Annotated in this window: 7 protein-coding genes; 4 read left to right on the top strand and 3 right to left on the bottom strand. The window is 68.6% G+C overall.

Annotation, left to right across the window (positions count from 1 at the left end; genetic code table 11):
- Positions 1–42 precede the first annotated feature (42 nt).
- The 3 genes from IE153_RS18690 to IE153_RS18680 form a co-directional block, all read right to left on the bottom strand.
- Positions 43–4,101 (bottom strand): Eco57I restriction-modification methylase domain-containing protein, encoded by a 4,059-nt coding sequence (locus IE153_RS18690; protein ID WP_189590811.1) that lies wholly within the window; start codon positions 4,099–4,101, stop codon positions 43–45.
- Entirely contained in the window at positions 4,101–7,049 is a 2,949-nt protein-coding gene (locus IE153_RS18685) for a DEAD/DEAH box helicase (protein ID WP_189590810.1), read from the bottom strand. Before IE153_RS18685 ends, IE153_RS18690 begins: the two co-directional genes overlap by 1 nt.
- Positions 7,050–7,126: 77 nt before the next feature.
- A complete protein-coding gene (locus tag IE153_RS18680) occupies positions 7,127–13,453 on the bottom strand; it encodes a protein kinase domain-containing protein (RefSeq protein ID WP_189590809.1) in 6,327 nt (2,108 codons plus the stop codon).
- Between the two features lie 326 nt (positions 13,454–13,779).
- On the opposite strand from IE153_RS18680, the gene IE153_RS18675 reads away from it, so the two are divergent.
- The 4 genes from IE153_RS18675 to IE153_RS18660 all read left to right on the top strand — a co-directional run bounded on the left by IE153_RS18675 (position 13,780) and on the right by IE153_RS18660 (position 17,028).
- Positions 13,780–14,211, top strand: coding sequence for a WXG100 family type VII secretion target (locus tag IE153_RS18675; protein ID WP_189590808.1), 432 nt, complete (start codon positions 13,780–13,782; stop codon positions 14,209–14,211).
- 48 nt (positions 14,212–14,259) lie between these two features.
- Positions 14,260–14,574, top strand: coding sequence for a WXG100 family type VII secretion target (locus IE153_RS18670; protein ID WP_189590807.1), 315 nt, complete (start codon positions 14,260–14,262; stop codon positions 14,572–14,574).
- Entirely contained in the window at positions 14,574–16,301 is a 1,728-nt protein-coding gene (locus IE153_RS41650) for an RNase A-like domain-containing protein (RefSeq protein ID WP_229829047.1), read from the top strand. The genes IE153_RS18670 and IE153_RS41650 overlap by 1 nt, the downstream gene beginning before the upstream one ends.
- 229 nt (positions 16,302–16,530) lie before the next feature.
- Positions 16,531–17,028, top strand: a complete 498-nt coding sequence (locus IE153_RS18660) for a hypothetical protein (RefSeq protein WP_229829046.1) — start codon at positions 16,531–16,533, stop codon at positions 17,026–17,028.
- Positions 17,029–17,042 lie beyond the last annotated feature (14 nt).

Genomic DNA, 17,042 nt, shown 5'->3' with positions numbered 1-17,042 from the left:
GGGCCCGCTCCAGGCTGATCTGCTCAATGGAGTGACGTGCTGTCAGGCGGGATGCCTGGGGCCCTGGCCGGGGGGCGGCGTGAGGGTGGAGCGGTAGGTGCCGGACTCGCCCTCAGTGAGGGGGTTCTCCAGGGTGAGGCCGGCGGCGGCCATGCGGTCGTACTCGGCGAGGATCAGGTTCTTGGTGCGGTACTCGCCGTGGGCCTTGATGTCGTTGTCGCGGGTGACGTTGAAGGTGTCCAGGATGTACGCCGTGTCGTCACGGGTGATGCCGTAGAGGTGGAAGAAGAGAGCGTCCAGTTCGGCGCGGATGACGGCTCGGCGGGCTGGGTCCCAGCGGAAGGGAGTGCCGGTGTCGTTCAGGTCGCGGGCGAAGGGAGCCATGTCGTGAGAGGTGTAGGTGAGTTCCAGTGCCCGCCGAGTGATGAAGGGGGCGTGGGGCGCGAGCTGTTTCGGAGTTGGTACGGGAGTTTGCTCAGATGTGCCCTGCGGAATGCTGGGTTGGCTTAGTGCGTTGCGAAGGGTGTAGTCGTAAACGAAGGAATTGTAGACAGTGAGAAGCAGGGATAGACGGCGTGCCTCAGGGCCTGCGGAGATAATCCAGCCGTAAGAAGCTGCGCCCCAGGGGATGAGGGCAGAGATTGCTGTCCGATCATCAGTGCTCCGAGCCACCCGGCGATGGCCGAGGAGCGCAGATTGGCAAGCAAAAGTGCGGCGTGCCAGTCGATCCCTTACTGCTTCAGGGGACACCCAATACTGCGGCTGCACCTGTGAGTGAGGATCGGTGAGGTCGCCGACGGTGATTGCACGTTCTCCTGTGGCGTCTGCATAGCGGTGTGTGAACTGATGGCCCATTCGGCCCTCGTATAGCGGGATGAGGCGCTCCTCGCCACGGGCCAAGGAGTTGCCATCCAGGTGCCAGCCGTCTTTTAGGAGGTCGTCGAGGGTTTCGTCATTACGTGCATCGGGACGGAAAAGATGGGAATCATGCGACATGTTGAACAGGCCCTGCATGAAAGACACGCCCCATGGATTGCCGTTCAGCTCGTCGGACTTTTTGACGAGGACTGGAACTCGCCGATATATAGCAAGTGTGATCTCGGCGTCGCGACGGGAGCGAAAGACCGGGCAGGTTCCGGTGTTGGGGTTGAGGAGAGAAATTTCCTCAGGGGTGAGGGTGAAAACCTTGTCTGGATCTTTGAGCTCGGCCGGGTCGTGGATGAAGAAGGAGAAGTGTGCGGATGGTTCCCGCAGCGCGTTGCCGGTGAGGGACAGCACGCAGAACTTAATACGAGAGTCAACTGCGGGGAACAGCCCGCTACGGTTCTCAAAGTCGAACAGTGCAGTTAGAGACCCTGCTGATACAAGGTCCTTGAAGAAGTACTGTGTACGAGCATCCGTCGCGATGCCGGTTGGCACGACGACGCCCGTACGGCCTCGATCGGCGGTCAGGATGCGGTCAGCCTCAGCGAACAGTGCGTAGAGGTTGAGGTTACCCTGGCCCGTCAAGGGATAGCGGCCCGAATTGCGAAGGAAGTGGCTTTCGCCGAGTACTTTGCGTTTTGCGGCCTCGTGTTCGTTATAAAGGTCGACGGTGTCGGGGTCGTTCTTAAGTGCCTCAATTTTCTTCTGGCGGGCAGCGGTGTTGCTGGTGGCCGCGATATTCGGCGCTCGTACTGCGAAGAACTCGGTCTCGGGCAAGTTCACGCTGTCCCATGGCGGATTCCCCACCACCGCGTCGAACCCCCCGGCCCACCCTGTCCCCCGCTGAACCCCAACCCCCGACTCCGGAACGGAAAAGACCTCCGGAAACTCCAAGTGCCAGTGAAAGAAGCTGTACTGATCCCGCAGCCGCAGAATGCACTCGTGCGTGTCATCCGGAACCGCAGACTGATCCCGCCCCCGCAACGCCCGAAACACCTGATCGGTAGGCGCCTCCGGCGCACCCTCCTGCTTGGGCCACACAAACGCGGCGCACCACGCGTCGGCAGCATGCAAGTCCTGCACATACGCGGCCGACTCGGTGTAAGCCTGATAAGCGGACTCCTGCGCCCGAACCTGCTCCAGAAGATCTGCGGGCGCCGCAACAATACGCGCGAGCTCGGCGGCGTATCGCTCGTTGCCCGGCAACGCATCCGTATCGAACAGCAGCTCGTCCTGCCCGCCTCGCTGAGCCTTGTTCCGCTTGACGAGCCCCGCCGCGTACTTCCGATCGTCCCCCTCGATCGGTTTGAACGCCTCATCCGGAACCCCGTCCGCCAACAACTTCGGCGTCGCGCCGATCAAGCCGTTCCCCTGCTTCACATGGGCGTCCAGGAACCCGAGCGGCTTGCCCGGCTCCATCGCCTCGATCCACAGGGACACCTTGGCCAGCTCCACGGCCATGGGGTTGAGGTCGACACCGTAGATGCACCGCGCCACGACCTCATGCAACGCATGCCGCATCGCATCGACCGTCGGCTCAGGGTTCCGCTCCCGCACCGACGCCACCCGCTTGGCAATACGCCGAGCCGATGCGACAAGGAAGTGCCCCGACCCACAAGCAGGGTCACACACCGTCAGTGAAAGCAGCTCGGCCACGATGTCATCCGCCGGATCGGGACGCCCAGCCTCAGCGGCCCGCTCCTCGCCCCGCTTGACCGCATCGTCTATCACCGGGTCCAGCGTCGTATCCAGCAAGCACTCGATCAGCGACGAGGGCGTGTAGTAACTCCCCGTGGTCTTACGGCTGTTCCCCGCCACCTCGATCAACTCGAACGACCGATCCGTGGCCGAGTGCTTCGGCTCCAGCTCCAGCAGGGACTCGTACACCGAGCCCAACTCCTCGGCATCCAGATGCCGATAGTCAACGGCCCGCCACCGCCGCGCCCCCACATCGCGCACCTGCGCCAGGTGCCGAACCGCCGCGAGCAGCGACTCGTTGGACAACTTCAGTCCGTCGAGCGGCGCATCGGCCTCCTTGGGGGAGAACAGCCCGCCAAGCCCAGGCAGCCCCAGCTCCGGCCGGCCCCCCTCCGTCCCCAGCGCGTCAAGAACGATCCGCAGCGCCTCGTACTGATCACCATGAGCCGTCCCCTGACGCCGCCGCGCCCGCTCCCGCAACCGCGCCGACGAGAAGTACCGCTCGTACGCCTCCCGCTGCCGCTCGCCGGCGGCCGGGTCGAGCAGGGCCCCACGGTCCTCCGCGACGAACACGAACAGCAGCCGATAGACCAGCCGCAGCAACGCATCCCGAAGCGCCTTCGGATCGACGTCCTCCCGCAGCCGGACATTCTCCGGGTGCCGAAGGAACCCGGTCCCGAGCACCGTCAGCGCGTTCTGCACCCCCAGCCGCAGCTGATCCAGGGCCCGCGCCCCCGAAGTGACCGCCTCCGTGCGCCACTTCTCCAGCCAGCACCCCGAAGGCGCCGCCCCTTCCGGCACCGCGAACCGGGACGCGTGCAGCAGGCTGTACAGCAGCACGAACTCGCTGAACAGCTCACCGTCGAACAGTGCCTCCAAGTCGAACTCGACGTAGGCAGCCGTAGAGAAAGACGACGAGTCGCGCAGCAGACGCAGACGCCGGCCATTGGTGAGGACCGCCCACAGGTGGGCCTCCGTACGGTTCAGGCAGTCCTGAAGCATGGACTGCGCAGGGACCTGACCCGCCGCCGGGCGCTTGTCCAACTCCTCGTTCCAGGGGATCAGGTGGACGAGCGCCGGACCGTGCCGGTGCGACACCGGGAACCGCTTCTCCGCATCCGAGTCGGCCGGGATACCCCCCTCCCCGACCTCCGTCAGCGCACCGAAGTCCAGCTTCCGGAAGAGCTGGGCGAGCCAGTCGGTACCGGCGCGGCCCGTCGGGTCGGCGGCAGGGGCCCCGGTGTTCGGGTCCGAGGGCAGGGCCTTGCGCAGATCGCGCCAGAGCGGCTTGAGGTACTCCCAGGCGCGTTCGGCCTCGTCGCGCACCGGCACGGACGCGGGCAGGCCGTAGTCGGCGGACTTGGTGCCCGGCAGGTTCCGCGCCTCGGCGATGCGCAGCAGCATGTCGGCGGGGAGCAGCCCGCCGACCGTGGTGACGGCGGTGAAGGCCAGGGCGGTGCGGGTGGCGGTGACGGGCATCAGGCTTCGGCTCCGGACACAGTAGAAGCGGGCTGCTGCGGCAGGTAGACGTACACACCGAGGACGTCGGCGGGCTCCTGCGGGACGACCTTCAGGCCGCGGACGATCTCCTCGTTGGCCTTGCGCACGCGGCGGTGCGAGGCGTCGAGTTCGGCGGCCAGGCTCGTGCCGTACTCCGTGAGATGCCCGGCGAGATCCGGCAGGCCGTCCAGCGCGCGGCCGATCTGGTTGCGGGCGAGCTGCTCGTGGGTGTTGGCACTGGCCCGCGCGGCCAGCAGCGCGGCGGCCGCCTCATCGTCCAGCCAGCGGGCACGCGACGGCATCCCCTCGTAGGCGAGCAATCGGGCGTCCTCCGCGACCAGTTGCCGTTCGCCGGTGCGGGACGGCAGCGTGAGGTGGAAGCGGTAGCGGACCAGCAGAAGCGTGGTCCGGATCGTCACCGCGTCCGTCGTCACCACACCGCAGCGGCGGGCCGGACGAGGCCCCGGCGTGTTCGCGTCCAGCGCCGAGTCCAGGACGTACGAGGCGATCGCGCCGATCGCCGGGTCGGTGCGGACCAGCGCGGCCTCGCCCCGGCCGACCGCCGGTGTCGTACGGAACGGGATCTCCCGGTCCTCCTCGATCAGCCGCCCGCCGAGGGTGGCGGCGAGCGCGTCACGCAAGCCGGCCGGGGCGCCACCGGCCTGGGCGGTGAAGTCCCCGCTCCCGTCACGCGGGTCGCGCACCAGCGCGTCCAGGTCGCGCAGTGCCTCCAGGGCGAAGTCGCGCACCTCGTCGGCGCCGCCGAGCGCGGCCCGTACGGCGGCGACCTCGCGGGCCACCTCCTCCGGGTGGATGCTGCGCTGGGCGTACTTGGACTGGGAGGTCTTCTCCCGCTCGGCGGCCGAGGACCACTCGCGCTCGATACGCTCGAAGGACTCCTGGTGGCTGTCGAGCTCGAACAGGCTCTCCTGGCTGCCCTGACGGCCGTGCAGCAGCAGCCACTCGACCACGGCGTCCGTCACCCCGGAAGCCGTCTCGTCGGGGACGGAGACCGAGATGCCCAGGTCCTTCTTGATCTGCCGGTGCTTGGCGAACAGCACCTCCAGGACCTTGCCGTCGATGCCGTTGTCCTCGCCGAACATGGTGATGACCCGGACCTGGTCGCGCTTCTGGCCGTACCGGTCGACGCGGCCCTCGCGCTGGTCGTGGCGGGTCGGGTTCCAGGCCAGGTCGTAGTGGACGACGGCGTCGAAGTGGTGCTGGAGGTTGACGCCCTCGGAGAGGCAGTCGGTGGCGATCAGCACGCGGCGGACGGCCGGATCGCCCGCCTCCTCGGCGGATTCGGCGGCGAGCTGCTCGATGCGCTCCAGACGCTGCTGCGGGGAGAGCGTGCCGGTCACCGCGGCGATCTTCGTCTTCTTGCCGAGCTTGCCCTCCAGTTGGGTGGCCAGGTACTCGGCGGTCGGGATGTAACGGCAGAAGACGATCGGGTGGTAGCCCTCGGCGATCAGGCTCTTCAGGTGCTTGGTGAGCGCCTTCAGCTTCGCGTCCTCCGCCGGGCCCACCAACTCCGCGGCTCGCTGGGAGAGTTCGAGCAGCCTTGCACCCGCCTCTTCCGACTCAGCGGCGCCCGGAGCGACGTCCATGCCCTCCAGACGGTCGTTCTCGGCGGAGTCCGCGGCGACCGGGGCACCCAGCACGTCCGCCTCCTGCGCGGTGCGGGCGGCGGCGGACTCCGAGCGGGTCTTCAGGGTCTGGGCGGCGGCGGCCGGGGAGGAGACCATCGAGCGCAGCAGCGCGATCACCGACCACCAGGCGACCCGGGCTTCCCGCCTGCCCTGCTCGCCGGCCGCCTGGACGCGGTCCCTGGCGTAGGCGATGGCGTCGTCGAGCAGCGCCCGGTAGGCGGGGCTGAGCTTGTACGGCTCGTCCTTCGTCCAGCGGTCGGACGGGAACGCGGTCCGCTCGGCCAGGGAGTCGTCGCTGAGGCCGTCCTCCTTGGTGAGGTAGGTGCGGACGTCGGCGCGCTTGCGGGCCACGAAGTACTCGGCGAGCTTCGCCCGCCCCGCCGGGGTCTCCAGGTTCAGCGTCGCGAGCTCCGGCCGCACCAGGCCGAGCAGGTTGCGGAACGCGGACTCCTTGCCGGAGTGCGGGGTCGCGGTCAGCAGCAGCAGGTGGCGGTCGGCGTCGGCGGAGATCCGGCGCAGCAGCTCGTAACGGAGCTGGTGGGACGAGGACGAGGCGGTGCCCTGTCCGGCGTCGTCGGCGGCCACGCAGCTGTGGGCCTCGTCGACGATCACCAGGTCGGGGCAGTTGCGTACGAAGTCCTCGCGGTGCCGGGTCGACTTGATGAAGTCCGTCGAGATGATCGTGTACGGGTGCTTGTCGAACAGGGACTGGCCCAGCTCCAGGCCGCGTTCGAGACGCGTCACCGTGGAGGCCAGGACCAGCTCGGCGTCGATGCCGAACTTCTCCCGCAGCTCACCCTGCCACTGCTCGGCCAGCGCGGGGGAGCACAGCACCGCCAGCCGGGTCGCCTCGCCCTGCGCGAGCAGCTCCTTGGCGATCAGGCCGGCCTCGACCGTCTTGCCGATGCCGACGTCGTCCGAGATCAGCAGCCGCACCGTGCGCTGCCGCAGCGCCATCAGCAGCGGAACCAGCTGGTAGGCCCTGGGCTCCACCGCGATCGACGCCAGCGAACGGAAGGGGCCCGCACCCGACCGGAACCCGATGCGCAGCGCCGTGCGCAGCAGACCGGCGGCTCGCTGGTCGCCCAGGTCGGTCGGGCTCGGCGCCGCGAACTCGGCCGGCCGTACGTCCTCGAAGGCGGGGAAGACGGCCGCGATGTCGTCCTCGCTCCCGCCCAGCGGGCGCAGCACCAGCATGTCGGAGGCGCTCTCGGGCAGGACCACCCATTCCCGGCCACGGGCGGCGACCAGGGAGCCGGCTGTGTACGTGAGGCTCATGAGATGTCTCGGTTCCTAATGGTGGTGAAGGTCGTGAAGGCCGGGAGCCGCTGAGACGAACAACGGAGGTGGTGCGGTCAACGGAGGTGGAAGTAAAGGGCGTTGGTGTCCGCGATGGTGTCCCAGTCGGCGTCCGTCGGGAAGCGCACGACGTCCCAGCCGGCGTCCTCCAGGCGATACCCGGCCTCGATGTCGCGGGTGGAGTCGGGGGCGCGGCCCGGGAGGTCGACGAACACGGCGAGGTTGGCGCCGTCCAGCCGGAAGACGAGGTCCGGGCAGGCCCCGGCCTCCGGGACGAGGACTTCCACCTCGTCGGGCAGCCGGTAGCCCTTCGCCCTCAGCCAGCCGAGCAGATCGCCCTGCGCGACCAGGGCCGCCAGATCCGCCTCGACCGGGGTCGGCGAGGTGCTCGCGGGGGCCAGCCTGCGGAACCGTTCGCTGCGGGACTCGCCGCGGTCCTCGCGCTCGGTGCGGGCCTCGGACAGCCGCAGCAGCAGCGGCTTTGCCGCGTGCCGGCTCAGCTGGCGGTGGTGTGTCTGGTTGCCGTAGGTCAGCAGACAGGCGTAGCAGCCGCGGGCGCACCTCTCGCCGTCCGCCGGCCCGCCCTCGTCCTCGCCCGTGTCCGGGTCGAAGTGGCAGATCTCCAGGGCGGTCTTCGCGGCCTTGGCGAGGGCGTCCTTCTCGTGCTGGATCCGGCGCAGCACACCGGCGCCGCCCTCGGCGGCCTCCGTGAACAGCATGCGGCGGCGCGGACCCGAGTCCGGCGGGAGCAGCTCCGCGGTCAGCTCGGAGTCCTCCAGCTCGAACGCCGCCTCGATGCCCCGCTCCAGCGCGTACAGGAACGACCACGCCACCGGCTCGGGCAGCGGCTCGTCCAGGGTGACCACGAGAATGTTGCGACGGTCCTCCACGAAGGGCAGGACCCGCTTCTTACGGCGCTTCTCGTTGCCGTCCTCGTCGACCACCGGCATACCGGTGCCCTCGATGGCGTCGGCGGCGGCCCGGTCGTTGAGCCAGCGGCCATCGCCCAGGTCCAGCCAGTAGCCGTCCGGCTCGTCCTCCTTGTCGCGGACGCGGCCGAGGTTGGTGATGCGCACGGTCGCGGAGTCGCCGTAGTCCAGGTCGAGAACGGGCGCCCCGTCGCCGTCGGTGACATGCGAGGTGAGGCGTCCCTTGCGGGCGCCGTGGTCCTGGAAGGCGTACGAGGTCTCCAGCCGGAAACCGGCCCGGCGGCGCTCCTCCTCGTCGGAGGAGATCCGCTCGCGCGGCGTGGTGTACACGGTGTGCAGGTGAAGCAGGCCGGTGCGCTTGCCGCGCAGCTCCTCCTTGCACATGTCGCACTGGTCGAGGCCTGGTTTGACGACGTAGTGGTAGCCGCAGCCGTCGCAGCGTCGGGCCTCCGCCGTCGCCAGCTCGCCCGAGGCGTCCGGCGGCAGCTGCACCCGCGTGACCTGGTAGCGGGCGCCCTCGTGGTAGATGAGCGCACCGGGGCCGAACTCGCGGATCGCGAGGAACCGGGGGCGTTGCAGATAGTCGCCGTCGGCATTGCGGCGGTTGCCGGAGCGCGGGATGTACGCGGCCAGCGGCAGCCGCGGGAAGCTGTAGCCCGGCAGGAAGCCCTCGGACGCCAGATAGCGGTACGGGTTGAAGTCGCTCATCACCGACTTGCTGTCGGTGGAGCGGTTCAGCAGCAGGTTTGTCTGGGTCTCGGCCTCCCGGCGGCGGCTGCGCGCCCGGCTCTGCTCGCCCTGCGTGAGGGTGTGGTCGACGACCCGCTTGTTCTGCTCGTACTGGTCGATGACGGCGGCCCGGAACAGCTGGCGCCACCGGTCGAAGGCGGCGTCGAACTCCTGCGGGGCCCGCTCGATCCGGTCCTCGATCCACTCGTCGTACCACCAGGTGGTCGACTCGAAGTCCGCGATCAGCGGGGCGAGGACGGTACGGGCGGTGGCTGCCGCGCGTCTGCGGGCGTCCTCGTCCAGGGACCGGTTGAGGATCTCGGAGCGGAGCGGGAGCGGCATCTGCGGATCGGGGCGGTCGCCCCCGTCCGGGTCGTAGGCGACATCGACGACCTCCGGAATCGCGATGCCGAGCTGCATCTCCGTCTCCGCCAGCCAGACGCCCTGCAGATGCGAGCGGACCAGATCCTCGTTGGCCAGGTCGAGGCGGGGCGGAGCCACCTGGCCCGCCACCATCTTCTGGGAGTCGCGGAAGTAGTACTGGTCGTGGCTGTTGCCCGTCGCGCAGTACGTGGTCACCAGCGCGGGCTGACCGGAACGGCCCGCGCGGCCCGAGCGCTGCGCGTAGTTCGCCGGGGTCGGCGGCACATTGCGCATCATCACGGCGTTGAGCGAGGAGATGTCCACGCCCAGCTCCATCGTCGGCGAGCAGTACAGGAGCGGCAGTTCGGCCTTGCGGAACTGCTCCTCGCGCTCCAGCCGGTCCTCCGGGAGAACCTGGGCGGTGTGCTCGCGTGCGTACAGACCGGCCAGTTCGGCGGCCGCGGTGCGGTACAGGTCGCGGAAGAAGGGGTTGACGCGCGGGCCCTCGCCACTGCTGTAGGTGCGCGCGAGCGGGTCGACCGCGCCGCGTTCACCGTTCCCGGCCCGCCAGATCAGCGCCGCGGCCGACACCCGGTAACCAGTGCGCTTCTGCGCCGCACGGCGCCGGTAGGCAGGGCCGGAGAGCTCGGGGGTCGCGTCCACCTCGCGCACGAGGTCGGCGTCGACCAGTACCTTCAACAGGTCCTCGATGACGCCCTGGACGTCGTCCAGGGGCACCGACTGCTCGCGCAGCTCGGGCATGTTCCGCCGCAGGTACTTGCCGAACTTGCCACGGGCCGACAGGAACAGCGCGGAGCGCTCCATACCCGGCCGCGAGCCGTACGGATAGGCGGTTCCGACAGTCGGGCGGTCGCTCTCGCTCAGCACCCACGCCCCGGTCAGCCGCTCCTCGCTCGCCCGCTGCAGGGTGTCGAAGTCGTCGCGGAAGTACTGGACGTCGATGGCCAGGGCCCGACGCATGAAATCGAGCAGAGTACGGGCGATCTCCTCGCGCAGCGCCGGATCGGCGTCCCGCAGCACGGCGTGCGTGGACTGCCAGCGCTCGTCGGCGGCGGCGAGCCAGCCCAGGTCCTCGTAGTCGATCCTGAGCAGCCCCGTCTGTTCCAGGTTCGGCATCGTGATACGCCAGCCGCGCTCCAGGTCGCGGTAGAGGCGGTACCCGACGACGTCCCGGAAGGCCTTCACGGCCCGGCGCTCCATGGCCGGGGTCAGGTTCGCGACGTCCGTGAACTCGGCGGGCGTCAGACCCATCACCTCGGTGACGGCCTCGGCGAGGTCGTCGTGGCTGAGGCCCTCCTCACCGGCCCGCACCGCGGCCTGGTACAGGGCGCCCCGCAACTGGGTCACCTGGGCGAAGTCGTTGAAGTGCCCGGCCTGCAGCGAGGCATCCTGCCGGTTGTCGACGAAGGTCAGGAGCTTGCGCGCCTCCTTGCCCAGGCTCTCCTCCGGGACCGCCCGCAGGGACTTCACGATCGACGCGGAGATCAGCGAGGTCGCCGAGGAACGCCCCTCCTGGTCCAGGGTAGCCAGCTTGGCGAAGTCCCGGCCGCGCGTCTGCTCGTAGGAGACCTGGCAGTGCACACAGAACAGGAACGGTGCCGGGACGAACGCCGCCACCAGCCCCTCACCCGACTCATGGCCGTAGGCGTCCACGACGACCCGCTTGGGCACCCGGGGCCGGTAGGACTTCTTGACGACCGTCACACCCTGCGCGTCCGACTCCAGCCAGGACTCCGGCAACCGCCGGTCGTCCACGGCCTTCTGCGGATCGGCCGGCCACTCGTAGTCCTCACCCGGCATGCCCAGGTACAGGCAGCCCTCGCCCGCCCGGCCCCCCGAGGCGGAAGTGTCGCGGCGCGGCTCGTACCGGAATACGCCGTCCTCCTCCGTCCGCCAGACCGTCAGGTACTCCTGGCCGCACTCACGGCAGAACGCCAGCGGGAACAGCGGCTTGCCGTCGCTGTCCGGCTGCTCCAGCTGGTAGGTGCGGGTCAGCGGCCGGGTCAGCGGATCCTCGAGCGTGGTGAAGACGGTGTCGCCCTTGGAGAGGAACTGGTGCAGCCGGAACGCGAACAGCGGCCGCTCGGTCACCGGATGCTTGGCCTGCGCGCCCGCCTCCAGGGTCGTCCGGATCGCCTCCCGCACGGTCTCCTCGGGCACCCCGGACGCCGCGGCCAGCTCGGCCGCCGCCTCCTCGACGGTGCCCGGGGCGCAGCGCCGCAGCCGTTCCGTGCCTTCCTTGCGCTCCAGACCGAACCGGGACTCCACCCAGCGGGCCAGCGGGTCCTTCGTCAGCGCGTCGTACGAGCGGGGCGCCGCTGGCACCCGAAGCCGCTCGGCGGGCACGTTCTCGGGGGTATCTTCGGTCGCCCGGACCAGGGTCTCGCCGATGACCCGCTTCGGCAGCACCGTCGTACCGAACAACCGGCCTGCGACCCTCGCCACCTCACGCTGCTGGTCCTCCCAGGAGCCCTCGGTGGACATGGTCGCCGAGGTGCCGATGCACTGCAGGGTCGCGGACGCGCGGCAGGCCTCACGCACGCGGCGGATCAGGAACGCCACGTCCGCGCCCTGCCGGCCGCGATAGGTGTGCAACTCGTCGAAGACGAGGAACTGCAGCCCTTCGGCCATGCGGATCAGGCTGGACCGGTCGTCCGGCCGGGTCAGCATCAGCTCCAGCATCACGTAGTTGGTCAGCAGGATGTCCGGAGGGTTCTTGCGCAGTTCCCGACGGTCCTCCTTGGACTCCTGACCGGTATAGCGGGCGAAGGTGACCGGCTCCCGGCCCTTTCCGAAGCCGTGGCGCAGGTACTTCTCCAACTCGCCCAACTGCGAGTTGGCCAGCGCGTTCATCGGGTAGACGACGATCGCCCGCACCCGGCGAGCCGCATCGGGGCCGGTCGCCTGACGTTCCTTCAGCACCCGGTCCACGATCGGGACGATGTACGACAGCGACTTGCCGGAACCGGTGCCCGTGGTGAGCACGTAGGAGTCGCCCGCCTGTGCGGCCTCGATCGCCTGCCGCTGATGAAGGTGGAAGGTCAGCGGACGCCCGTCGGGGCGGGGCGAGCTCTCCTTCTTGTCGGCCTGGAAGATCTCCGCGCACCTCGGGTGGAGCACGCCGTCCCGCACGAGATCGGTGACCTGACCGCCGTCCGCGAAGAACGGGTTCAGCGACAACCAGGGGTCGGGCCACTGGGACTTCGCCGCCAGATCGTCCTCGACGAAGCCGGCGATACGGGCGTCCCGGATCACCGTCGCGCTCCTGGTGAAGCTCTCGTACTCGCTGATCAGATCGGAGTGGATACCGAAGACGTCCATCGCCTCGGGCAGCCGGGGCGCTCTGCGCGGCACGGGCGTGGGTGCGGCCGGGGTGGGCCGGGGGAGGAGGGCGCGCAGTCGCGCCACCGGGTCCATGACCTGCCAGTGCGGAGCCAGCAGGGCGGCCGTGTCGTCCGGTGCGAAGGCGAGCGGGACCAGCGTCTCGCGGACCGAGGCAGCGTTGTCGGGCCGGAGCTCGGCGTCCTTCTCCAAGAGGCGCTCCACCAGCCGGACCAGCTCGGCGGGCAGATCCGGGCGCACCAGGGTCAGCCGCGGCGGCCGCTCGTGCTGATGCTGTTCGGAGAGCTCGTAGGGGGTTCTCGCGGAGAACGGCGGCCGCCCTATCAGCAGTTCGTACAGGATGCAGCCGAGCGCGTAGAGATCGGCCGACGCGGAGACCCGCTCGGCACGGAACTGCTCGGGCGCCATGTAGCGGGCCGTGCCGACGCTGACTCCCGTACTGGTCAGCCGCGTCTGGTCGGGATCGTCCACGACCGAACCCATACCGAAGTCGAGGACCTTGACGGTGCCGTCGCGGGTGAGCATCGCATTGGCCGGCTTCAGATCGCGGTGGACCACCCCCGCGGTGTGCGCGGCGGCAAGACCGGCGGCGAGCTGCGCCCCGAGCGCGGCGACCCAGGAGACCGGCAGCTGGGGTTCTTCGTTGATGAGGTCGGCGAGCGGATGGCCGTCCAGCAACTCCATGGCCAGATAGGGCAGTCCGCTGCCGTCCGGAGCCTCGTCCACACCGCCGTCGATCAGCAGGGTGAGGTTCGGGTGCCCCTGGGAGAGCATGCGCATGATCCGCACTTCGCGGCGGAAGCGGTCGATCTCCTGGCCGGACCCCGAGGTGTCGACGGCGATGCCGGTCCGACTCCGCAGCACGGTTTTCACGGCGACCTGCCGGTGCGGGGAGTCCGCGGCGGCCTGAAGGTCCTCGGCGCGGTGTACCTCGCCCATGTTTCCGCGGCCCAGGATCCCCGTGACCCGGAAGCGTCCGCCGACCGTCCCCAGGCTCACTGGCCCTCCCCGTCTCACCCGTCGTATACAAGGTGGGTACATCCCGTGGGGAGCGTATACCTTCACCTGTTGACGAGCATCCCATCTTCACGTTGACACTGTCAACGGGTGATGCGGGCGCGGTGTACGCGGCAGGCCGTGGCGCTCACCGGATGCGCCGGAGGCTGATCGGGCCGCCTCCTCGGCAACGAGTTCTGGCACCGGCTTCTTTCGGCCACGTACGGCCTGGTCGTGATGCCTCCCGCTCGACAGAGTGCTACACCTCGTACGATCACCTTGCGTATGTGACGTGAGAGGCCGCAGCGACGGGGTGGGGGTAGTACGGCATGGGCACACCAGGCTCAGCGGCGGGGCAGGGAAACGGTCCCGATGTGCGCGTGTCCCGGGACAACCTCACCAAACTCGCCGAGGACCTCGATGACATGCAGGACCACCTGGACAGACAGGTCCGACGCATGGACGCGATCGTCGACCGCGTGGAGGCGGGCTGGCGTGGCCCGGCCGGGGCCGCGTACCGCGCGTTCCACCGGGCCGCCGCTGAGGACGCCGTACGCATCAGGGACGTCATGCGTCACCTGGAGCAGGCCGTTCGCCTGAGTCGTGACGGTTTCACGGAGAAGGAACTGGATGTGCTCCAGCAGATGCGCAGCGTCCGGGTGGACGTCAACAGCGAGGTCGACCGGCTGTCCACCCCTAACCCGGACACGGGGACCGGCAGCGCGCCAGACGGTCGGCGCAGCAGTCTCGACTCGTTCTGACGCCGCGGCCGGCCTTACAGCGCAGTTCCGAACACGAAACGGGGATTCATGACGACCGGGCCGTCGTATGACGACCACATCACCGTGTCCCTCGCCGGTCTCCGCGAACTCGCCGGCGAATTGGAGGACATCCTCAAGAAGTTGAACGACAGGCTCGACGATCTCTACGACCGTGCTGTCCCGGTCGTGCTGTCCTGGGAAGGCGAGGCCCGCGAAGTCTTCGTCGACAAACTCGACGATTGGGGCCGCTCGGCGCAGGACCTGCAGGCGGCGCAGAAGTGGCTTCACGCCTGTGCGACCACCTCTCACGTCAATTACACGGCCGCACATCAGGCCGTGCTGCGGGGCTGGGGTGCGCCCTGATGGCCGGCACACAGCCGGGTGCGCAAGCGCCCGGAGGACAGAACGGCACCATCGATGTCAAGCCGTCCGACCTCCACCGGGTGTCGGCGGGGGTCGCCGCCCAGCAGACGCCGATGGACAAGGGCGCTAAGACCCTTATGGACGAGCTGAACAAGTACCCGGACGCCGGCGGTTACGGAACCGCTCCGCAGGCGTTCGCGACCTCGTACATCAAAGTGGGCAACCGCTTCCTCGAGGTGTGGGCCAAGAGTGTCGTGAGTATCGGCGGAGTGGCGGTCGGCTTCACCACGACGGCCAACAACTACGCGACGGCGGAGGCGGCCAACGATCCCTCCGGGCGAACGAGGGCGGTCACTCAGCCATCGCCGCAGGTGATCGACAGAGCTCCGGCCTACGGCCCCGTACCCAACCTCAAGTGGGGTGATGACGACGGGGGCGACGACATCATCCGCACCCTCCTGGAGTGGGTGCCGGAGCCCGTCCGCGAGGTCCTGCGCCCCATCGTGAAACACGCCTTCCGTATGGGGAAGGTCGCAGAGGTCTACCCTTACCCGCAGCAGCACTATCTCAGTTCGCTGTCCCAGGCGTGGATGGCGACGACCTCGACGCTGTCGATGTCCGAGACCGCGCTGACCGGACACATCAGCAGCATCACGAAGCAGAGCAACAGCGAATGGCACGACGCCATGCGGCAGTTCTGCAGCGCTCTGTGGGGGACGACCGCGTGGGGCACGAGCCGTGAAGGCTACGAGTGGAAGCACGACTCGGCCTCGTCGCAGACCTCCTCGCACCCAGTGATGACGGTGCTGTTCGACACCGCCCAGAAGGTCGGCGACCTGCTGTACGACTTCGCCGAAGCAGCCGTCTACCTCAATCGCGAGGTGTGGGACGTCTACGTGGACGCGATCCGGGAGGCGATCCCCAAGGTGGAGGTGAACCTCAAGGACGGTGTCGGGATGGACGACGTCAAGGGCCTCCTCAAGGGTGTGGTGAAGGGGGTCGCCAAGGGAGCGGGACAGCTCGGCGCGGGCATCGTCCTCAACCTCGACACCGGTCGGCTCAACGCGATCGTCACCGAATACAACCGGCGGGTCAACGCGCTGGTGCCTCGTCTCGATGCGCTGGTAAGACCGTTGGACGAGGCATATCGCAGTGCGCCGACCTTCCACGCCGAAGAGGCGCGCGCGCAGGCGTTCGGCGCCCGGGCACTGAACGAGTTCAGGACCGAGCACACATACACGGTCCCGGGAGAGGATCCCAAGAACCATTTCTATCCACTGGACCTGGCCGGCCAGGAAGGCATTCATGGGAGCCACGGTGTCGACAAGCACATCGGGCTCAGCGACGACCAGCTGAAGCAGCGCCTGCGGGACCAGGGGAACGCCCCGTCGGCCTCCACGTACAAGGATCTGGCGTCCGCGCAGCGTCTGACGCAGGGGGCACTCGACGACATCAACAACGCCCAGCGCGTCGAGGACTGGATCAAGAGGGTGGAGAGGCGGATGGCCAACAACCCGAACTGGAACCCCGACAACTCCAAACTGGACCCGGCTCTCAAACTCACCGTGAGCGAGGTGACCGGTCGCACCGTGGAACGCGGTGACTACACCTCGCACGGTATGAACGCCTCGGCAAGCGAGGTGCATTCCGTGCAGGTCGCCCTGAAGTACAAGAGGGGTATTGACCCGCCCTTCGTCGTCGTCACCTCGTACCCTGTCAGTCCTTAGTAGATCGTAAGGTTCGTTCGTGGTTCATGTTCGTGGCAATGAAGACGGTGACAGCTTGGTAGTGCACACCACACGTCTCTTCATCGACGGTCCGATGAGGAGGGTCCTGGAGCTCGCCGCCGCGGTGCGGGACTCCGAGGGAACGCTTTCACTCGAGGCCGAACTTCGGCGTTTCATCAGGACCACGCACGCAACCGTTGCGACGGAGTGGGTGTGTCCCGTCGAAACCGTGACCGCGCTGCTCGACCATGTCGCCGGTCTCTGCGCCGAAGACGCGGAAGCCGCGCCGCAGGAGTTCCATGACCTCCTGGAACGAGCCGGCGCCGGAACGGACGCCGCCGCGTACCTGCACTCGCTGGCGAGCACGATCCGGACCCTGGCCCAGAACTCGCAGGCCGATTACGACGAGCTCCCGTTGTCCCGTTGGGAAGTCGACGTCAGATTTCCCCGGCTCTCCGGGTTCGGGGTCAACTGGGTGTACGACGGGGAATACGCGACCCTTCAGGATTCCCTTCAGGCCGCGGTCGATTCCGAGCATCCCTACTGCGGCGAGTTCCTCGCCCCGCTCGCAGCCGAGGCCCAGTCCGCCCTCGTGCTCTTCCCGGGGGAGCAGGCAATGGAGGACCGCCTGTCCCCCGTCGTCGAGTGGGCGACCCCCCAGGCGCTGCGTCTCCTCCTCCAGGCCGTCGACGACCACATGCAGCGGGAGCACACCGCCCCGTCATGACCCCAAACACTTCA

This window comes from Streptomyces massasporeus (assembly GCF_014648995.1).
Classification (GTDB): Bacteria; Actinomycetota; Actinomycetes; order Streptomycetales; family Streptomycetaceae; genus Streptomyces; species Streptomyces massasporeus.
Note: the sequence above shows the minus strand (reverse complement) of the source record. Positions and strands in the feature narration are given on the sequence as shown.